Origin of the sequence: Hymenobacter tibetensis (assembly GCF_022827545.1) — a bacterium.
Taxonomy (GTDB): domain Bacteria; phylum Bacteroidota; class Bacteroidia; order Cytophagales; family Hymenobacteraceae; genus Hymenobacter; species Hymenobacter tibetensis.
This window is the reverse complement of the sequence record NZ_CP094673.1, coordinates 13,606-33,175: the sequence shown is the minus strand read 5'-3', so window position 1 is coordinate 33,175 and position 19,570 is coordinate 13,606. Positions and strand designations below refer to the sequence as shown.

The 19,570-nt window shown below is 56.4% G+C and carries 13 protein-coding genes; 7 read left to right on the top strand and 6 right to left on the bottom strand.

What is annotated here, in order from left to right; translation table 11 throughout:
• Nucleotides 1-86: 86 nt before the first annotated feature.
• A complete protein-coding gene (locus tag MTX78_RS24580; RefSeq protein WP_243803459.1) occupies nucleotides 87-467 on the top strand; it encodes a hypothetical protein in 381 nt (126 codons plus the stop codon).
• A gap of 127 nt (nucleotides 468-594) precedes the next feature.
• Here MTX78_RS24580 and MTX78_RS24575 read toward each other — a convergent pair whose 3' ends face one another.
• Together MTX78_RS24575 and MTX78_RS24570 are read right to left on the bottom strand one after the other, a co-directional pair.
• Nucleotides 595-1,332, bottom strand: a complete 738-nt coding sequence (locus MTX78_RS24575; RefSeq protein ID WP_243803458.1) for an SDR family NAD(P)-dependent oxidoreductase — start codon at nucleotides 1,330-1,332, stop codon at nucleotides 595-597.
• A gap of 102 nt (nucleotides 1,333-1,434) precedes the next feature.
• Nucleotides 1,435-2,379 (bottom strand): helix-turn-helix domain-containing protein, encoded by a 945-nt coding sequence (locus MTX78_RS24570; RefSeq protein WP_243803457.1) that lies wholly within the window; start codon nucleotides 2,377-2,379, stop codon nucleotides 1,435-1,437.
• A gap of 322 nt (nucleotides 2,380-2,701) precedes the next feature.
• Here MTX78_RS24570 and MTX78_RS24565 point away from each other — a divergent pair, with 322 nt between their 5' ends.
• Complete coding sequence (locus MTX78_RS24565) at nucleotides 2,702-3,268, top strand: GNAT family N-acetyltransferase (RefSeq protein WP_243803456.1); 567 nt, start codon at nucleotides 2,702-2,704, stop codon at nucleotides 3,266-3,268.
• A gap of 300 nt (nucleotides 3,269-3,568) precedes the next feature.
• Nucleotides 3,569-4,567, top strand: a complete 999-nt coding sequence (locus MTX78_RS24560) for a tyrosine-type recombinase/integrase (protein WP_243803455.1) — start codon at nucleotides 3,569-3,571, stop codon at nucleotides 4,565-4,567.
• Nucleotides 4,568-4,870: 303 nt separating this feature from the next.
• Here MTX78_RS24560 and MTX78_RS24555 read toward each other — a convergent pair whose 3' ends face one another.
• Nucleotides 4,871-7,324, bottom strand: coding sequence for a bifunctional YncE family protein/alkaline phosphatase family protein (locus MTX78_RS24555; protein ID WP_243803454.1), 2,454 nt, complete (start codon nucleotides 7,322-7,324; stop codon nucleotides 4,871-4,873).
• Between the two features lie 37 nt (nucleotides 7,325-7,361).
• On the bottom strand, nucleotides 7,362-10,556 hold the full coding sequence (locus MTX78_RS24550; protein ID WP_243803453.1) for a carboxypeptidase regulatory-like domain-containing protein: 3,195 nt from the start codon (nucleotides 10,554-10,556) through the stop codon (nucleotides 7,362-7,364).
• A 445-nt stretch (nucleotides 10,557-11,001) separates the two neighbouring features.
• On the opposite strand from MTX78_RS24550, the gene MTX78_RS24545 reads away from it, so the two are divergent.
• Complete coding sequence (locus tag MTX78_RS24545) at nucleotides 11,002-13,221, top strand: TonB-dependent receptor family protein (RefSeq protein ID WP_243803452.1); 2,220 nt, start codon at nucleotides 11,002-11,004, stop codon at nucleotides 13,219-13,221.
• Nucleotides 13,222-13,340: 119 nt separating this feature from the next.
• Here the strand turns inward: MTX78_RS24545 and MTX78_RS24540 are convergent, their stop codons facing one another.
• Together MTX78_RS24540 and MTX78_RS24535 are read right to left on the bottom strand one after the other, a co-directional pair.
• A complete protein-coding gene (locus tag MTX78_RS24540) occupies nucleotides 13,341-14,249 on the bottom strand; it encodes a bestrophin family protein (protein WP_243803451.1) in 909 nt (302 codons plus the stop codon).
• Between the two features lie 512 nt (nucleotides 14,250-14,761).
• On the bottom strand, nucleotides 14,762-15,436 hold the full coding sequence (locus tag MTX78_RS24535) for an MIP/aquaporin family protein (protein WP_243803450.1): 675 nt from the start codon (nucleotides 15,434-15,436) through the stop codon (nucleotides 14,762-14,764).
• 466 nt (nucleotides 15,437-15,902) lie between these two features.
• Between MTX78_RS24535 and MTX78_RS24530 the strand changes: the two genes are divergently transcribed.
• The 3 genes from MTX78_RS24530 (at nucleotide 15,903) to MTX78_RS24520 (ending at nucleotide 19,528) form a co-directional block, all read left to right on the top strand.
• Nucleotides 15,903-16,952: an LLM class flavin-dependent oxidoreductase gene (locus tag MTX78_RS24530; RefSeq protein WP_243803449.1), complete on the top strand. Its 1,050-nt coding sequence runs from the start codon at nucleotides 15,903-15,905 to the stop codon at nucleotides 16,950-16,952.
• Between the two features lie 188 nt (nucleotides 16,953-17,140).
• Nucleotides 17,141-18,532 (top strand): FAD-containing oxidoreductase, encoded by a 1,392-nt coding sequence (locus MTX78_RS24525; RefSeq protein WP_243803448.1) that lies wholly within the window; start codon nucleotides 17,141-17,143, stop codon nucleotides 18,530-18,532.
• A gap of 366 nt (nucleotides 18,533-18,898) precedes the next feature.
• Nucleotides 18,899-19,528 carry an alpha/beta hydrolase gene (locus MTX78_RS24520; RefSeq protein WP_243803447.1) on the top strand — a complete coding sequence of 210 codons (630 nt, stop codon included), beginning with the start codon at nucleotides 18,899-18,901 and terminating at the stop codon, nucleotides 19,526-19,528.
• Nucleotides 19,529-19,570 lie beyond the last annotated feature (42 nt).

The window sequence follows — 19,570 nt, the reverse complement described above, 5'->3', positions numbered from 1 at the left end:
CACAGGTTGTGCATCAGTTTCTTGCTCTGGAGGCTTTCCAACAGACTTTCATCCATTTATTCACTCCTCCTTCTACCCTTCGTATCATGGCTTACTCCACTAACTCTCCCGCTGGTCAGGCAGTACAATCCATCCTCGACGCACTGCCAAGCCTGATGGCTGTAGCAGTTGTTGACATCCAGTCTGGTATGGCACTGGCTTCGCACAGCAACGCCCCTGGGTTGAACCCCGACACGGCGGCCGCTTACAACACCGAAGTGGTGAAGCAAAAGCAAAAGGCTATGACGGCGCTGAAGCTGCAAGGCGAGCGGATTGACGATATTCTTATCTCCCTCTCCAACCAACTGCACTTGCTGAACTTGACCGAAGACGGCAAGAAATTCATCTACTTGGTAGTGAACTCGCGCGAAACCAACCTGGCCATTGCCCGCGATGTGTGCCGTCAGGGTGCTGAGCTCCTGAAATAATCTATTATCTACAAGTATACCAGTTAGTTGAACAGAAAAGCCACCCCCGCTCCGGAGGTGGCTTTTCTCTTGTGCTGCGGGCAGAAGGAAGCGACTAGCCTTGAAGGTGGCTGAGCACGGGCTGGTGTTACCAGGGGCTGATGCCTGTTTCCGGCGCGTTATCGTCACTGAAAAATTGGCCGGTCAAACCATCTGGCCCCAACAGAGCTGCTTTCACCACGCGCGCAGCTGCATCGGGCACGCTCCCTGGGCCGCTGTGGTGGTTGAAATCGGTGGCCGTGTATCCTGGGTCCACGGCATTCACTTTGAAGGGAGTAGCGCGTAGCTCCTGCGCCAGCATCACCGTGTACGCATTCAGCGCCGCTTTCGAGGTGTGGTACGCGGCGCCCGTGATATTGTAGTATCGCCAGGAAGGATCTTGGTGCAGTGTCAGAGAGGCCAGGCCCGTCGATACGTTCACAATACGCGGTTCCACTGCTTGCTGGAGCAGGTCGATAAACGCCTGGGTGACTGCTATTACGCCAAAAATATTGGTTTCGAAGACCTGTTTAATTAAGTCCACGCTGGTGGTTAGGGCTGGTTGCGGCATGCCTCCGCTGATGCCGGCGTTGTTGATGAGCACGTCGAGCACGCTGGTTTTCTGGCCTAGCGCTACGCGGGCGGCCGCTACCGAGGCGCTATCGGCCACATCCAACTGAATGGCTTCCACCTGTTGTAAGCCTTCCGCCTGCAGTTGGTCGACGGCCTGCTGGCCTTTTTGCAAGTCGCGGCTGCCTAGGTACACATAGTAACCTTGCTGGAGTAGCTGACGGGCCGTTTCCAGGCCAATGCTTTTATTGGCGCCGGTAATCAAAACGTTTTTCATACAGAACGGGGAGTGAATGAGCTGACTGATTACTTGAACAGCACAAAGGACTCTCCATCCTGAGCGGAACCATAACGATATACAAACGAAAGTGTAAGAAATTCAAACCATCGGCGGCACTGCCGTCTGGTCTTGGCCGAGTAAGGTTCGGAGAGCAGACGGGGTAGTGCCGGTCTGCTTTTTAAAGAAGTTGTTGAAGTAGGTCGGATACTCAAAGCCCAGCGCGTAGGCAATTTCAGCAGTACTCCAGTTTGTATGCTGCAGCAGGGCCTTGGCCTCGCCAATAATGCGCTCCGCAATGTGTGCCGATGTAGGCTTGCCAGTACGCGCCCGTACAGCCCGGTTCAAGTGGTTGACGTGCACCGAGAGGCAGCGGGCAAAATCGGCGGGGGTGCGGAGCTTCAGTCCTTGGTTGGGTGAGTCGATGGGAAACTGCCGCTCCAACAGCCCCTGAAACAGAGCCACAATGCGACTGGCGGCGTTGGCGTGCTGGTAATAGGTGGCTTGTGGCCGCAGCTTCAGCGCCTCATGAATGATAAGATTCAGATAGTTGCGTACCACTTCCTGCTGATAGAGGTAACCGGAGTTGGTTTCCTGTAATATCTTGCTGAACAGGTAATCTAATTCGGCATACTGCGTCTCGGTTACAAAGTACACGGGGTCGCTGCCGAGCTTGAATAGCGGCGAATCCTGCAGGCTGGCGGCGCGGTCGTTGAGGATGAGGAACTCTTCGGTGAACAGGCACAGATAGCCATCTTGCTCCTCTGAAACGGGCTCCCAAGAGTAGGGAATCAACGGATTAGAAAATACTAATGCGGGCCGGTCGATCAGAACCCCGCGTGTGGCGTAGTTGTAGCGGCTACTGCCAGTGATAAGGGCAATCTTGTAATAATCGCGCCGGCCGAACGTCAGCTTGCGGTTGCTGAACTGTTCGCGGCGGTACACATTGAAGGGGCTTGAAGGAACAATTGCGGGCAATTGGCTGATACAAGTTGTCGCATTATGCGGATCAAGTGAGCCAGCGGGCGTCAAGGAGGGTAGCGGCATGTTCAAAAATAAGAAAATCAAGCTGAGCAGCTAGGTTGTATCAACAGCTCTGCTTCTTAGTTGTCTGAAGTCTTTGCTGCTGTGCGCTACACCGAGAAAGAACAGGAGCCAACACGTACTAATAGTGTAATGAAGAAGCCTGAGCTTATCATAGGGTAGAGTAAAGTCAACTGCTGTGCTGATTAAGTTGGAGTGATTTGCGTAGAGATACTGCAGCGTTGAAAATTGAAGACAGGACTCTAATACAGTTTGTAGCCGGCTGGGCTCTTCCCATCTTTCTGCTTTAACGCGTAGTAAGCAGACATACTTAGTGCAATATCCTATGTCAGAAATTGCTTTGCGAATAGCTACGGTGGCAGATGCACCAGCTCTGGCGAATTTAGCCAACCAGTACACATTTCAGCAGGTAAGTGAGGTGGAACGGGAAAATGGGTTCCTTACGGGCTCCTTTAGCGCAGTGGCCATGCAGGCTATGCTGACTTCGGTACCCAGTCAAGTTGCCTTTCACAACCAAGAACTCGTTGGGTTTATTATCAACTCCAAACTGCCCGCCGAGCGGTACCCTCCGTTGGTAAAAGAAATTTGCGCGCTATTGCCTACGTTCTTTTACCACCAACTTCCGCTGACGCAGTACCGGTGGTTCTTCTACGGTCCGGTACTGGTCAAGAAAGAATACCGGGGCCAAGGGTTGCTGTTGAAATTGTTTGAAGCAAACAAGCAAGAACTTCGTGGCAGTTTCGATATAGGTGTCGCCTTCATTGCAGAACAAAACAACGCTTCCCTACAGGTCCATACCCAACGGCTGGGATTGGAAATTGTAGGCAGAGTTGTATTTCAGGGTGTACCATACGCTATCCTAGCTTTTTCCCTTTCTGAAGACGTGCGGTAGCGTTCTACTGGTTCAGCTAAGTCCTGCTTCAATGTGGACGTTGCCTAACGTGTTTTCGTAGCGCACGGCATCGTCTTAAGTGAATAGCACATTTTTATGTGTAAATATGATAAATAATATAAATTACATTATACTATTTTTTATTGCCTTAATTTATGATTACCCCTGATAAGCTTTACTTATCGAGGGTAATTGATTTACTTTGTTTCCGCTTATTACATTGTTGTTGTGCTATGTCTGGCTTGGTTGCAGCAACACACTACGTAGTATAAAAGCGTGCTCGTTGCTAATTCTTGCTTGATGAAATCTGAAGTGCAACCCGAACAACAGAACGTACCGGCGGTGGCCGCGCAACAAGTAGGTGCCACGCGCAGCATCAACGACTATGCTGAGTCGGCGGCTCGATACGTAACCACCGGCCAGCGTGGCGCGGCCAACACCCAGCGAGCTTACGCCGGCGATTGGCAGCGCTTTACCTTGTGGTGCCAAGAGCACGGCCGCCACTCACTGCCCGCTGATGTGCCAACATTAGCGGCCTTTGTGACGGCGCTAGCTGATGCCGGTAAGAAGGTGGCCACCATTCAGCGGCACTGCGCCTCCATCAGCAAGGCTCACCAACTGGCTCGCTTGCCTACGCCCACCGATGATCGGCAATTCAAGGAATTGATGGAGGGTATAAGTCGGGAGAAAGGGGTTCGGCAAAAGCAGGCCCCGGCATTCACGCTCGCCTACTTCAAGCGCGCCTTGCACAGCATTGATGCCGCCCGGCCAGACGGCCTGCGCGACCGGGCGCTGCTGCTGCTCGGACTGGCTGGCGCTTTCCGCCGCGACGAGTTAGCCAGCATCGATATCGGCCATTTGCACTTCGACGAGGACGGGCTAGTAGTAGACCTGCTGCACAGCAAAACCAATCAGAAAGGCGAAGCCGAAGAGAAAGCCATTTTCTTTTCGCCGGACCGGCGTAGCTGCCCTGTCCGCGCTGTTAAAGATTGGCTGCACCTATTGGAACAACACGGCCGCACCGAAGGACCACTATTCCTATCCTTCCACAAAGGGCAACGCCTAAGTCGGCGGCGGCTGAGTACATTCAGCCTCAACGAAATTGTGCAGCTGCGCCTCGGCGCGCAATACACGGCGCACTCCTTGCGCGCCTCGTTCGTCACCATTGCCAAGCTCAACGGAGCCGATGATAGTGAGGTGATGAACCAAACCAAGCACAAAACCACCGACATGATTCGCCGCTACACCCGCCTCGATAATATCCGCCAACACAATGCTGCTCAGAAGTTGGGGTTATAAATCGACAGTATCTCTGCTACTGCGGTGTAATGCAAGTATACTTTCTATGGCTATAGAAGGTGGTTGGGCGAATTAAAACATACATGTTTTATTACTGACCAAACTTGCATAGTAGAATTAATTATTATTCAACGAGCAAAAGAAATTAAATGCAGCCATTTATTTTTCACTACTTCACTACTTGAGATGTCAACCGTTCCGTAGGCATGAGCTTTGTAATAGTTAATTGATATAAGAAAAAGGCGCTTTAAAAAGCGCCTTTTTCTTATATCAATTAAAAACGAAAATTAGAGTAGATACAGCTCAGTCGTCATCGTCGTCACGGCGCTTTTGCTCTAGCTTCAAAAAAGCTCCCCGGCGGGGTGCCGGTACTACGGCATCTTCGCCTTTGATGGCCTTCCACACCACCTCGGTTAAATCCAGGTCGGGAGCCGCATCTTCGGAAGCAAAATCGAAATGCTCTGAGCGTTCCGCGCTTTTGTTCCAGGCCGTGTTGCGGGCGTCGAGATTCACTTGCGCTGCCTTCACTTGGTAGGGTGCCAGGTTAGGCATGGCTTGAAAGCAGTTGAAAAGTGGCAGGGCAGCGGCGTCATACTGGCTCATGGGCGGCAAGCCCAGAATCAGTTCCATGGTGCGCAGCACCCCCGACGTGGAATACATGGTATGGTCCACGGCGCCGCGCCGGGTGTAGGGGCTAATCACAAAGGCCGGCGAACGGTGGGCGTCTACGTGGTCGGGGCCGTTCTGAGCGTCGTCTTCCAGCACGAAAATCACGGATTCCTTCCAGATGCTGCTCTTGCTCAGGTGCTCCACGAGCTGGCCCAGCGCCAGGTCGTTGTCGGCCACGGCGGCCGTGGGCGTGAACTTGCCTTTGCGCTGCCCGCTGGTGTGGTCGTTGCCGAGCCGGATGGTGCTGAACTGCGGCACCGCCCCCCGGGCCAGCAGTGAGTCGAAGTCTTGCCGCCAGATGCGCGTGCGCTCCACGTCCTTGATGTCCATGTCGAAGCCCGGCGACTTCAGGGCAATGTGGCCTTCCAGCGACTTGAGGGTGGCTTTGCCGTCGCCGGCAAACTCGCCGTAGCTGCGGTAGCTCAGGCCCGCCCGCTGGCAGTAGTCCCAGATATAACCGTCGCGGGGGTAGGCAATTTTGCGGGTGCCTTCGTAGTCGTAGGTGCCGCCGCGACCCCCGTAGGAGGTAGGCCAGGTTTTTTCGGTGTAGTCGGTGGCGTAGGCGGCCATGCTCCAGTTGTGGCCGTCGGCACTCACTTCGGCATTCACGTAGAAGTTGTCGAGCAGCACAAACTCCCGGGCCAGGGCGTGGTGGTTGGGCGTTACCTTCTCCGGGAAGATGCACAGCGTCGTGTCGCCGTTGCCCTCAGGCATATCCCCCAGAATCTGGTCGTAGGTTCGGTTTTCCTTGATGATATAGAACACGTACTTGATGGGCGACTTCTCGCCGACCCGCCGCGGAATAGGGTTGCCCGCCTCGCCTTTGGCCTGCTCGGCTACTTGCTTGGTGAAAGGCGAGTTGGCGTACACCTGCGCCGAGTACGCTTTCAGTTGGTCTGCCTTGGGCTGGTTGATAAACGAGAGGGTGCCCTTGAATAAGCTCCCGATGTACTGCACTTCCGGCGCGCCGGCCACGCCCGTATGTGAGCCGCTGTTGTCGGATTTCTTGACGGGCTGCGGGCCCGCCGGATTAGCCAGGGAGGAAAATCCTTTGCCGTTGGCTACCAGAATTTTCCGGCCCAGCGTTTTCACGTTGGTGGGGTACCAGCCCGTCGGGATGAATCCTTTAGCCGAGCTTTTGCCGGGCTCCGCCACGTTGAACACCGCTAGGCAGTTGTTGTCGGCGTTGGCGATGTAGAGCGTTTTCTCGTCCGGTGATAAGGCCAGCCCATTGGTGGTTGAGCCCGTGAGTTTGGTGGGGTACAACGCGGTGGAAATCACCTCCAGCACTTTGCGGGTTTTGGTGTCAATTACCGAAACCGAGTTGTCGTTGGCGTTGGCCACGAACAGGACCTTGCCGCTCCGGGTCAGGATGATTTCGTTGGGGTGGCTTTCGGTGGCAATTTCCCCGACCAGCTGCTCGGTTTGCGTGTCGTAGACAGCAAGTTTGTCGCCGCCCCAGAGGGAGATGTACAGCAACCGGCGGTCTGGGGCGAGCACGCAGCTGTAGGCCTCGTGCCCCAGGGACACTTTCTTGAGCGTAGCCTTGGTTTTCAGGTCGACTACATACAGCGAGTTATCTTCCTTCGTGACGGTGTAGAGGCGGTTGCGGGCATCGTCGAGGGCAATGCCGGTGGGGCTGATTTTCTCTTTCGGCCAGGCCTGCCCCAAGCGCAGCGTATCAGCCGAAGCCAGCTTGCGGTTGACGATGGAGTAGGCTATAATAAGGTTGTCGTTGCCGCCGGAAGCGTACAGCTTTTTGCCGTCGGCGCTGAATTGCAGGCCGTACCACGATTTCCGAATGGTTTGCTGGTCGAGTAGGGTACCGGCCTTGGGGTCAATGAGTTGAATACGCTGCTTGCTCTGCCCATTGTTGGTAACGGCCAACAGCTGCCCCGACCGGGACAGCTGCATGTTCAGGGGCAAATCACCCAGGGGCAAGGAGGAGCTACCCGCCGGCGTCAGCAACCAGCCGTTGGGCAGCAGAATCTGACTGGCCTTGGGGTTGTTGGTGGGCTGCTGTGCCCAGGCGGCCAAGGCCTGGGCGGCTAGCAGCAAGCTAATGCATACGCGGCGGGTACTACTCATGAAAGCGAGGCGAGGTAATAGAGAATCGTGTTTCAGTTTAGAAGCCGTAGCGTAACCCTATTTGCAATTGGAACGGGTTGCCTGAGGGCGTTACTACCCCTGTGTTGGCATTCACGTTGTAATTGTAGGAACTGGTAGCGGTATTGAAGCCAGCAAGAGAATAAATATTCTGGTTGCCGAGCGTTTCAATTACTCCGTTTCGCTTGTTCAGGAAGTTGGCTACGTTGAACAAGTCACCGGAGAACTCCACGTATTGCTTTTTGGTGAAGGTCCGGAAGCGCTTGGCTACGCGGATGTCGAACTGGCCGTAGAAGCCGTTGACGCCCCCATTTCTTTCGGCCACTTTGCCAATGCTGCGGCGCACGTAGTCTTTCAAGTTGGAGCTAGCGTTGGGGTTGTCCAGGATGCCTTGGATGCCGGCGCGGATCGGCTCGGGTACGCTCGGGTCATTCGGGTCGAATACGTAAGCCAAGTCGTTGGAAGCCACGAAGTCGCCGTTCACGTTGCCCCCCGACAGCAGCGAGTACCGGGTGCCTCCGATGCCGGAGTAACGCAACCCAACGCTCACGCCATAGAGAGTAGGCAGGGTGCCGTACAACACCACTTTATTGCGGAACTGGTTGTCGGAAGCGGTGATCTTACTTAAGTCGCGTGGGTCGTCGCGCACCGGCAACGACAGGGTGGCGGTGTTGGCCACGTTGCCGTTGTAGGAGGTGTTGTCTTGCGTGTCGTTGTAGGTGTAGCTGAAGGAAAGCTCGCCATCCGCGAAGTAGCGGAACGTGCCGTCCAGTACCAAGGCGTACTGGTTTACTTTGCCGTCGCTGTTCAACGCCAGCACGCGGCCTACCCGTTCGGTTTTGCGGCCCAGGGTCCAGTCGGCGGCCCCGTTGCTCGGGCTGATGGTGTTGGCCGGTACGTACACGCCGCGGTTGCCTTCGTTGGCTAACCGGAAGTACGGCTGGTCCACCATGTTGGCATCGGTGTACATGTAGTTGTTGCGGGCCAAGCTGAGATAAGCGCTGGCTCCCACTCGTAACCGCTCCGTGATGAACCGGTTGTAGGAGAAGTTGGCTTTGTACACCACCGGGATGCGCACATCTTCGCGGTTGAGGTTGATGGTGGACAGGCGCTGCACACCGGGCAGGTTGAATAATTCGGCGCCGGGCGTGGTGGCGGGGTCGTTGCGGTAGCCGGGGAAGTTGGGCGTAGGCACCAGGTTGGGCCGGGCAGCGGAGTTGGTGATGTCCACGGAGGCCAGCTTCGTGCCGTCGAATACCATGTTGTTGATCATGGTGTAGTTCAGAATATCCGACCCGAAGATGCCACCGCCCAAGCGGATGATGTCTTTCTGCCGCTCACCCACGTCCCAGGTGAGCTGCGCGCGGGGCTGGAGCTGGAAGGTGTTCAGCGAGTGGTCGGTCTTCAACCCCAGATCCTCGAATACCGCTTGGTTGAAATTGGGCTTGTCGAGGTAGGTGGTGTAGTCGGCACGAATACCGGCCATAATGTCCAAGCCAGCAGCTACCTTGGTTTGCATCTGCGCGTAGAGGCCAGCATTAACGAAGTGCTGCTGCACGCTTGGGTCATCAACGAGCGGAATTTCCCGGGCATACCGGTAAGGAGCCAGCTTCTCGAAGTTATCGAGGCCCGTGTAGAAGAAACGTCCGTTCACCTCGCTGCCGTACCGCGAATCCAGGCTGGAATACATCAGGTCGGTTCCGAAGGTGAAGTTGATTTTGTCGGTGTTGAAATACACGTTGTTGGTGAGCTGCGACACGTCGCTGAAGAAGTACTCCGGCGCGTACCGCTGCCCTCCGAGCTGAATGGACGTGAAGACGTTGCGGTCCGCCACCGACGACTGCACCCGATCAACAATAGCGCGCGGAATAGTGGCAAACCCCGCCGGTAGCTGGCTACCCGAAATGCTTTCCACCGAAGCCGACAACTGCTGTAGTTTCAGCTCGTTGGTTACCCGGGGGCTCAGCGTGGAGCGCAGCGAGGCCAATGTGCTGTTGCTTTTGTTGCGGCTAGTACCGTACACCTCGTAGAGGTTGATAGCCGTGTTGTCGCCGATGTTCTGGTTATTCTTGTCGTAGATGTAGTTGTTGCTGATGGTCAGCAAGTTCTTGTCGTTGAGCTGAAAATCCAGGCGCGCAAAAATGGCGTCGGTGTTTTCTCGTTTATCGAAGGAGCCGAACTGGGGGGAAGCAGCTACCCCATACTTGCTGCGGGCAATATCTAGGTAGCGGTCCAGCGTGGTCTGGGTTACGTTGAGGCGTTGCTCGTCGGCGGGACCTTGGATGTCAGCAATTTGCAGGGGCCGCGCATCGCGCTGATGGTCGTAGGCTACAAAGAACTGGGCCTTGTCTTTGATGATGGGGCCGCCCAACGAGAAGCCGTACTGGTAGGTGGAAAACGGCACGTTGCGCCGGTTGCCGCGAATATCGTAGCGCGACGACAACCAGTCGGCCCGCACGAACGAGAAGGCACTGCCGCTGAAGGTGTTGGTGCCAGCCTTGGTGGCAGTGTTAATGGTGCCGCCGCCGCTGCGCCCGTACGTGACGTCGTACTGGTTGGTCACCACCTTGAACTCCCGCACCGCCTCAATGGAGATAGAATACGGGGCTCCCGTGCCCGCCGTACCGCCAAAGGTGGCGTTTTTGGCTGTCATGCCATCAATGGTGTAGTTGGTGGAAGTAGCCAGCTGCCCGGATATACTGCCTCCCCGGCTCAGGGGCGACAGGTCAATCAGGGACGTGAAATTCCGGCCAAGCACAGGTAACTTGCTGATGTTCTGCGCGTTGACTGCGGTGGAGGCGCCCAGGTTGGGAATGTTGTTCTGCATGCTGGACCCGTTGATTACCACGGTACCCAGCTCATTGGTTGAAGTCTGCAACTGCACATCCAGCTTCAAGATGTCACTCAGGTTCAGCGTGTAGCCGCTACGGGTTTGGGTACCGTAGCCAACAAAGGAAATCGTGATGGTGTAGGGGCCACCCAGCGGTAGTTGACGAAAGGTGTATTCGCCTTTAGGGCTGGTAGAAGTACCCGTAGTAAAGCCGGTTGCCTGGTTTTTCACTACCACAGTTGCTCCCGGAATGGGCTCCTTTTTCTCGTCGGTAACGGTGCCGTTGATGCCAGCTTGCGAGGTTTGCGCCACTGCGGCTGCGTGCGCAAAACAAAAAAGCAAAACCAACAAGACACTTACCGCTTTATGTATTTTTCGTATCATTTGCAGGACTTTTTTTGGTCGGCTGCAAAAGTACCGGCGTGCTATTACGCGAAAATCACATCCGCGTTAAGAAATTATCATCAACGCGCTTTTCGTGAAACCTTTGCAAAATTCTGTTTTATCTGTGTCCCAACACCTGTTGTTATTTTGCAGAATAAGCACCATAGTTAAAATAAATTTTATTTAAAAAAATATACTCTTCGTTTCATAATTTAAATGTGTGATGATGGATGAAGTATATTTTATGCATTTGATTATTTTGTAGAATAAAATGAAATAAGTAGCACTTGAAACAATAACAAGTTGAGTATGCTACAGAAAATAAGTTTTATGTAGTGACGCGCTAATTAACCTGGGATTAACTTATTATTAAGTAATAGAATAGTGTGAAATAGGGAATTCATGGCACTCTAGTTTTGCCTTGCACAAACTGGTTTCTTTTTCAATGAATTCACGCTTATTTCTTCTTTCCTTGGGTCTTCCTTTGGTAGCTGGGGTACTGGTTGCGCCGGCCGCGGTAGCACAGCAAACCAGCCCCGGTGACACGGCCCGTTTGATTCGTGTTCCCGAAGTAACTATTCTGGGTGGCGAGCAGAACGAGCTGTTTACGTCCATTCCTGGCTCGGTCAGCAAGGTGTCAGCCAAGGAGCTTCGGTTGTTGGCGCCCGTGAGCAGCAACGAGGTATTCCGCCGGGTGCCTGGCCTGAACGTGGTGGATGAAGAAGGGATTGGGTTGCGCGCCAACATCGGTATTCGCGGCATGGACCCCGACCGTTCGCGCACTGTGCTTGTACTCGAAGACGGCGTGCCTGTGGCGCTGGGCCCCTATGGTGAGCCCGAGCTATATTACACGCCCGTCATCGACCGTATGGCGGGGGTGGAAGTACTGAAAGGCAGCGGCCAGATTCAATACGGCCCTCAAACCATCGGGGGCGTCATCAACTACATCACGGCCGATGCGCCCGCCGAGGCCCAGACCACCGTGCGGCTGCGTGGCGGGGGGCGCGGTTACTTTTCAGGCTTGGCCAGCTACGGCAATACCTTCGGCCGCACGGGCCTGTTGGTGAGTTACTTGCACAAGCGGGCCGACAACCTGGGGCCGGTGCACTTTCGCCTGCACGACCTCACCATGAAGCTCAACGTCCAACTCAACGACCGTCAGACGCTACGGTTGAAACTGGGGGTCTACGATGAGTTCAGCAACGCTTCTTACCTAGGGCTAACCCAGTCGCAGTACGAGCAAGGGGGACAAGACTACCAGCAGCTGGCCCCCGACGACCGGCTGCCCGTGCGGCGCTACTCTATCAGCGCGGCCCACACCGTCCGGTTGTCAGACCACGTGCAGCTAGCTACCACGGCCTTTGGCTATACCACCGTCCGCAACTGGCAGCGGCAAGATTTTTCCCTTTCGCCTACCGCCTCCAACCAAACTGGCGTGGTCTGGGGCGACCCAACTGTGCGAGATGGGGCGGTGTATATGCAGAATAGCAACGGCCACCGCAACCGTCAGTTTCAGGTGGCAGGCCTGGAACCTCGCCTAGCTATAAACTATGCCGTAGGGGGCCGCAGTGGCGAGCTTGCTACCGGCGTGCGCGTGCTGCACGAGCAAGCCGAGGAACAATACGTGGTAGGCAAAAAAGCCAATGCCCGGGGCGGCGACCAGCGCGATTATGAAATTCGTACTGGCTTGGCCTTTAGTGCCTTCGCTCAAAACAAGCTGCAACTCTCCGAGCGTCTGTCAGCTACGGTAGGCTTGCGGGGAGAGGTGTTCAACTATGAGCGTGACATTCGGCGCGGCCTCTTCACCGTCAACAACCGCCCCAACCAGATTCGCGACACCATGGTGGTGGCCACCAGCAGCGTAACGGCCCTGATTCCGGGCGCGGGGCTGAACTACACGCTTAATGAGCGAGCCACGGTGTTTGCGGGAGTACACCGCGGCTTTGCCCCACCGCGCATCAAGGATGCCATATCCGGCACTGGCGTGGCCTTGCAGCTGGATGCGGAACTGAGTTGGAACTACGAGGTGGGCACCCGGGCGCGCCCATTGCCCGGCCTGGAAACCGAAGTGACCGGTTTTCTGATGGACTTCTCCAATCAAATCATTCCCGTTTCGCTGTCGTCGGGCAATGCCGGGGCGGGCTTCCTGAACGGCGGAAACACGCGCCATATAGGGGCTGAGGGCAGCGTGGTGTTGGATTTCGCGCGGTTGCTGACGCTAAAGCAGTCCTTGGCCCTGGACCTGAAAGCCACGTACGTGAAGGCAACCTACACCGACGACCGGTTTGCTACTACGCCCACCAATGAATCCCGCAACATCAAAGGCCATCAAACACCTTACGCGCCTAACGTGCTGCTTTCCGGCGGTTTCAGCGTTGAGCCGGTGCGCCGCCTGAGCGTACGGCTGACCGGCACCTATGTGAGTTCTCAATACAGCGACGAGCTCAACACCGTAGAAGCTGCTCCCCACGGCCGCACCGGCCGGATTCCGGGCTACCGTCTGCTTGATGCCACGTTGCTTTACCGTTTGCCCGGCAACCACGTGAGTATAAGCTTAGCCGGCAAAAACCTCACCGATGAACGCTACATTGCCTCGCGCCGTCCGCAGGGCATCCGCGTCAGTACCCCCCGGCTGCTCACTGCGGGCTTGGATGTGACCTTATAACGGAACAGGCCACTCGTACGCTCGCCCGCTTCAGCATGCTATACGCAAACTGAGCGGGCGAGCTCGAGCGCTGTAACCCCCTAGTACAACAGCAGACCGGAAAGCGGCTAGCCGAGGTACTAAAGCAAGTAAAACGACTCGGCGACCAGGGGCGCGGGAATCTCGGAAGCCTGAAGCAGTTGCTTGAGGTTGATTTCCACGGTGCGGGCAATGGCCGTTACGGGGGTATCTGTCGGCTTGTTGTTGAACGGGTCTTGCAGATAGCGGGCGGTGCGCTCCAACAAAAAGAACGTGGAGGCCACAGCCAGCAGCACCGGAATTTCCCAGAGGCCGATGGTTTCCACCAGCCCGAGCGAGAGAGTCAGCAAGAACAGGTAGATAAAGCAATGCACCAGCAGCCGGTACGTGACGGGGAACACGGTGTTCTTGATGCGCTCAGCGCCGCCCATGGCGTCGCAGAGCCGCACAATAGTGGAATCTAGCTGCACCTGCTGAAAGGCGTTAATGGCCTCCTGCTCATACAGTTCCTTGATTTGCTCGGAATGCAGGTCCAGTAACGCCAACGACTTGTTGGTATGGGACTCCAAGTAGCGTAGCTCGCGCTGCGGAAGGTGCTTTTGCAGTTCCGGAACGGGGTTTTGCCCCCGGAGCGAATCGCCTAAGCAGTAGCACCAGGCTATTTGGCGGTGAGCCATAGCATGGAGGGGAGATTCTGGACCCGGCAGCAGAAAGTCTCTTTTCACGAAGCTCTTGGTTTGGAGCACCAACGTGCGCGAGTCGTTCACGAGGCTACCCCATAGCTTGCGCGCTTCCCACCACCGGTCATATGACTGACTGATTTTGAATGCCAGCAGCAAGGAAATCGAGCTACCCAAAATGGCAGGCAGTTGCAACGGAATAAGCGGCAGGTTGGCACCGAAATAGGTTTTCAGCCCCTGAAAAACAATAGATATCAGCAGCACCCGGATGATGTCGGGCTTGATGCGCGTTAATATGTACCGAATGGGCAATTTGGTTTCAAGCAGCATAAAGACATAGTAAGTGCCAGCAGCAGGCAGCGGCGCGGAAGGTGTAGCGTAAGCACTGCCGGCGTTTCCGGCTCTGTGCTTCACTCCTCGCAGCCGTGCCGACTAACACTAATTGGCAACCTTCCGGCACCGAGTAAGTGCCGAGGCGCCTAGCGCCGATGCGTTTCCAGCAAATCTAAGAAGCGCCAAAAACCGCTCAGTTCCCTACAATTTTGGCGCGTGGAGTGTACTAGCAAAAGTACGCCCACGGGTACTACGCGAAATTAAACTCAGGTTATAAGCTGATTAGGATCAGGTTAAAAAGCAGTGCTCCCGGCTTGCTGAATTTTAGGCTGTGCACGGGGTACGCAGCAAGCTTCGCAACGCAATGTGTTCGATGGCGCCGATGGAAAGCGCGTAGCTTGAACTGCACCTGTATAGTATAAGACACGTAGCGCAGTAGCTTCCTGATGCCGCCGCCTTGCTGCTGCCACGGGCACCGTGCGGTTTGTGGCTCACAAACGGCGCAGGCTTTATGCCGCCTTGTCTGGTGGGGTCTGGAGTTCCAGCAGCCGGTCCACCAGCACGGCCAGCAACACGCCCGCTATTGGCGCCGCTACGTACACCCAAGCGGCTGTCCAGTTGCCACTGAGCAGAGCCGGGCCCAGCGAACGGGCCGGGTTCATGGAAGCTCCGGTGAGAGGGCCTCCAACCAACGCTTCCAGCGCAACAGTGGCGCTAATAGTGAGGCCCACCATGAGCCCTTGCTCGTAGTAGCCTGACGTCACGCGCAGAATCACCAGCATCAACCAAAACGTAAGCAACACCTCGATGCCGAACGCCTGCCCGGCTCCGTGCGCCGGTAACGTGGCGCCCAGCATAGAGCCTTTGGTGGCAACGAGCCGTACCAAACTGCTGCCAATAGCGGCCCCTACCAGTTGGGCAGCTACGTAAGGCAGCACCCGCTGAGCCGGGAAGCGGCCCGCCACCCAGAAACCGATGGTCACGGCTGGGTTGACATGCGCCCCGCTTACGTGCCCCAACCCCTGAATCAGAATAAGTACCACCAACCCGAATGCTGCTGCCACCCCTCCGTGCCCTAGCGCGTGAGTTTGCTCGTTCACAACGGCTGCACCAGTGCCGAACACCATCAGGATAGCAGTACCCAGCACTTCAGCCAGCAGGCAATGGCGTAACATAGTTCTCATAGCACGGTAATCAAGAGACGAGGATGTGGTAGACAAGTTAAATAACCAGAATTCTAGACTAACGCCAATCGGTGTGCAACCGATTGCAGACAGAAATAAACTGCTCCTACCACCGTGTTAACTCAACTGGCTAGGGTTGAGCTAGTTGATGTCTTCTTAGCTTGTAGTTTGTGGCCGATGAGAAGTGTGCCTGAACTTTGGAACATACTTACCTGCGTATCAAAGCGTGCATCTACGACCCGTAACGCTGCTTTGGATCTGAAAGTAGGACGCGTGTTGCTGGTTGGAAAGCCCACTTGCAGAAGAATAGGCCCACTAGACCAATCAATTTGCGGGATAGTTGGTTATGCATAGCCTACTGGGCACTCTGTGTTCCACTCGTCCCGGTGAGGTAAGGCTCGAATGGCCTTGTGCTGAACCCCGACGTTCCGAGTGGAACGCCCCTTCATCTGTCTTCCTCTTTTGTATGTCTTCTACTTCATCTGCCTCCGTTGCCTATTCCGTGCTGGACTTGGCGCCTATCGTGGCTGGTACCACGCCCACGGACACCTTTCGCAACAGCTTAGACCTGGCTCAACAGGTTGAACAGCTGGGGTATACCCGTTTCTGGCTTTCCGAGCATCACAACATGGTGAGCGTGGCAAGTTCGGCGCCGGTGGTGCTCATTGGCTACATTGCCGGCGGCACCACCACCCTGCGAGTTGGCTCGGGAGGCATCATGCTGCCCAACCACGCCCCGCTAGTAGTAGCCGAGCAAATGGGCACGCTGGCCTCACTCTACCCCAACCGAATTGATTTGGGGTTGGGCCGCGCGCCCGGTTCCGATCAGCGGACGGCACAGGCCATCCGGGGTAGCCGGTTCGGCTCCGTGCAGGATTTCCCCCGCGACATCGAGCAGTTACAGGCCTACTTCTCGTCCGACAATAGCAGCAGCGCCGTGCGGGCCATTCCAGGCGAAGGGCTGACGATTCCAATTTACATCCTGGGTTCCAGCACCGAAAGCGCCTATTTGGCGGCGGAGTTAGGCTTGCCTTATGCTTTCGCCAGCCATTTTGCGCCGGGCCAGCTGTTCCCGGCCTTGCAGATATACCGCCAGAACTTCCGCCCGTCGGCGGTGCTGGCTAAGCCGTACGTTATTGCCTGCGTGAACGTGGTGGCCGCCGATACGGATGCCGAGGCGCAATGGCTGTCCACTTCGTTGAAGCAGTTTATGTTGGGCGTCATTAAGGGCAAGCCGGCGCCTCTGCCCGCCCCGGTTGAGAGCATGAATGGGCTGTGGGAACCGGCGCAGCAGTATGCCGTTCAGCAAATGCTGGCGTATTCCTTTATCGGTAGCAAACAGACCATACAGCAAGAGCTGCAAGAGTTTATCGGGCAAACCCAGCTCGACGAGCTCATGGTCGTGTCCAACATCTTCCGCCACGAAGCGCGGGTACATTCCTACCGGCTGGTGGCAGAAGTGCTCGGGCAGGGCGAACTGACCCCAGCGTCACCGCTTTACCAGCATAGCCACTAAGCGTGCTGCATGGCTGGCCGGTAGCAGGGCCGCCGTGCCGGTGAATGGCGGCTTTCACTGCGGCCTAGTATAGCGTTGGTTAACAAGGCGTAAGCTCCTACCTTAGAACAAATATCCGGCGCGCCGCTTGGTAACTACCAGGCGGCGTTTTCGTGAGCTATTCTTGAACGTAAGCGGGACTTTGGCCTATGAATCACTCCTTTGACGCGTTAATTGTCGGGGCCGGGCAGGCGGGGCCCTCGTTGGCTGGCCGCCTCACCGCCGCTGGTTGGACGGTGGGGTTCGTGGAGCGCAAAAACTTCGGGGGCACGTGCGTAAATACCGGCTGCACACCCACCAAAGCCTTGATTGCCAGTGCCAAGGCGGCGCACACGATACGGCAGGCCGCTCATTACGGCCTGGGGCCAATGCCAGAATTCACCGTAGACTTAGCGCAGGTACAAGCCCGCAAAGACTCTATTGTGGCGGCGTCGCGGGGGAGCTTGGAGAAGTGGCTGACCCAGATGCCGGGCTGCACGATCTTCCGGGGAACCGCCCGGTTTTTGTCGGCTACAACCATGCAAGTAGGCGACGATGTGCTGGAAGCTCGGCACATTTTCCTGAATGTAGGCGGCCGGCCGGCTAGCCCACCTTTGCCCGGCATTCACCACGTTCCTTACCTGACCAGTAGCACCATTCTAGCTTTGGAAGAACTGCCAACGCATCTGGTTATTGTGGGCGCGGGGGCAATAGGGTTGGAATTTGCGCAGCTGTTTCGGCGCTTGGGTTCGCAAGTAACTGTAGTGGAACGCAGTCCGCGCCTGCTCCCGCATGACGATGAAGACGTTGCGGCGGCCGTAGCCGATATCCTTGCCAGCGAAGGTATTATGCTACGGCTTGGGGCCGAGTGCATTAGTCTGGGGGTGGAAGAGGGCCAGCCGGTAGTGCACGTTAGCTGCGAGCAAGATCCAACGCCGAGTCGCGGCTCGCACTTGCTGCTCGCCATGGGCCGGCAGCCCAACACCGACGATTTAGACTTGAAACAAGCTGGCTTGCAGGCTGATGCTCGCGGTTACCTGTCCGTGGATGAAGAGCTGCGCACCCCGGTGCCGGGTATCTGGGCGCTAGGTGACTGCAACGGCCGCGGGGCCTACACCCATACCGCCTATAACGACTTCGAGATTGTGGCGGCCAACCTGCTCGACCACGGCCAGCGTCGCGTCAGCGACCGGCTGCCCGTTTCGGCCATCTACCTGGATCCGCCTGTTGCCAAAGTTGGGCTAACGGAACACGAAGTACGCGCCGCGGGTATCCCGGCTCTGGTGGGCAAGCGGCCCATGACCAAGGTGGGTCGGGCCGTGGAAAAAGGAGAAACCCAAGGCTTTATGAAAGTGCTGGTGCATGCTGAAACCGACCAGATTTTGGGAGCGAGCATTGTGGGCGTAGGCGGCGACGAGGCTATCCACTGCATCATCACCGCCATGTACGCGCAGCAAACGGCAGCTTTCATGCGCCGCAACGTGTTCATTCACCCCACCGTCGCGGAGCTAATCCCGACGGTGTTTGGCGAGCTGAAACCGCTGACAGCCAGCGAAACATAAGCATATAGCGGGCTTTGTGAGTCGCTTTTGCAAGCCCAGCGAGCTTTGATACTAGTGCCCAAATGGTTTCCAGAAGGCCAGAAGATGACGCCCAACCACACGTGGGGTTGACTGCTGCCAGGGCCGGAGCTTCGTAGAAAAGCGCCGCTCTGTAAGTAGATTGCAGCCGGCTCCAACTCCTGCGGGTGGTGTATGTGCCAGCGCATTTCGGCGTTGGCTGGTCGATGAGGTAGTTGAGTGGGCGCTGACGCGCCCGCGAAACCTACCCTTGGTTGGCAGGGCCTAGCCCGGCATACCTATCCGCGCAAGCACAGGCTTTGCTGCTTGGCATTGGGAGTTGCTTTCGTTCCTCTTCGCTCTTACTTCATGCACCAAGAACCTATTCGTACGGCTGGCCAGCCACTGTCGGCGGCCACCAAGGCGCTCATTCTGCTCCATGGCCGCGGCGGTAGCGCCGCCGATATCCTGTCGTTGAGCGCCCACCTGCACGTGCCGGGCTTTGCCCTGTTGGCGCCGCAAGCCAGTGCCAACACGTGGTACCCCCATTCTTTTCTGGCGCCCACCACCCAAAACGAGCCCTACCTAACGGCCGCGCTAGCCGCCGTAGGCCGGGTTGTAGCAGAAGCAGAAAACCAGGGCCTCACCAAAGAAAACCTGTACTTTCTGGGCTTCTCGCAAGGTGCCTGCCTCACCCTGGAATATGTGGCGCGCCATGCCACTCGCTACGGAGGCGTAGTCGCTTTCACTGGCGGCGTCATCGGCGACAAAGTAAACCCAGACAACTACGCCGGCGACTTTGCTGGTACGCCCGTCTTCCTGGGCACCAGCGACCCTGATTTTCACGTGCCCGTTGAGCGGGTGCACGCCTCCACTGAATTGCTACGCAGCCTGGGCGCCGACGTAACCGAGCAGGTCTATCCGCACATGGGCCACACCATCACGCAGGAGGAAATCAAGATGGCCAACCAGCTGATTTTCAAGCAGCCTCAAGATTAACTCGTTTCCGCATCACAGTTGTTTTTCTGTTTTTTCCCTCCT

Excerpts from the sequence above, each read along its gene's own strand:
- MTX78_RS24580 (WP_243803459.1), top strand. The coding sequence starts at position 87 with ATGGCTTACTCCACTAACTCTCCCGCTGGTCAGGCAGTACAATCCATC.
- MTX78_RS24575 (WP_243803458.1), bottom strand. The coding sequence starts at position 1,332 with ATGAAAAACGTTTTGATTACCGGCGCCAATAAAAGCATTGGCCTGGAA.
- MTX78_RS24570 (WP_243803457.1), bottom strand. The coding sequence starts at position 2,379 with ATGCCGCTACCCTCCTTGACGCCCGCTGGCTCACTTGATCCGCATAAT.
- MTX78_RS24565 (WP_243803456.1), top strand. The coding sequence starts at position 2,702 with ATGTCAGAAATTGCTTTGCGAATAGCTACGGTGGCAGATGCACCAGCT.
- MTX78_RS24560 (WP_243803455.1), top strand. The coding sequence starts at position 3,569 with ATGAAATCTGAAGTGCAACCCGAACAACAGAACGTACCGGCGGTGGCC.
- MTX78_RS24555 (WP_243803454.1), bottom strand. The coding sequence starts at position 7,324 with ATGAGTAGTACCCGCCGCGTATGCATTAGCTTGCTGCTAGCCGCCCAG.
- MTX78_RS24550 (WP_243803453.1), bottom strand. The coding sequence starts at position 10,556 with ATGATACGAAAAATACATAAAGCGGTAAGTGTCTTGTTGGTTTTGCTT.
- MTX78_RS24545 (WP_243803452.1), top strand. The coding sequence starts at position 11,002 with ATGAATTCACGCTTATTTCTTCTTTCCTTGGGTCTTCCTTTGGTAGCT.
- MTX78_RS24540 (WP_243803451.1), bottom strand. The coding sequence starts at position 14,249 with ATGCTGCTTGAAACCAAATTGCCCATTCGGTACATATTAACGCGCATC.
- MTX78_RS24535 (WP_243803450.1), bottom strand. The coding sequence starts at position 15,436 with ATGAGAACTATGTTACGCCATTGCCTGCTGGCTGAAGTGCTGGGTACT.
- MTX78_RS24530 (WP_243803449.1), top strand. The coding sequence starts at position 15,903 with ATGTCTTCTACTTCATCTGCCTCCGTTGCCTATTCCGTGCTGGACTTG.
- MTX78_RS24525 (WP_243803448.1), top strand. The coding sequence starts at position 17,141 with ATGAATCACTCCTTTGACGCGTTAATTGTCGGGGCCGGGCAGGCGGGG.
- MTX78_RS24520 (WP_243803447.1), top strand. The coding sequence starts at position 18,899 with ATGCACCAAGAACCTATTCGTACGGCTGGCCAGCCACTGTCGGCGGCC.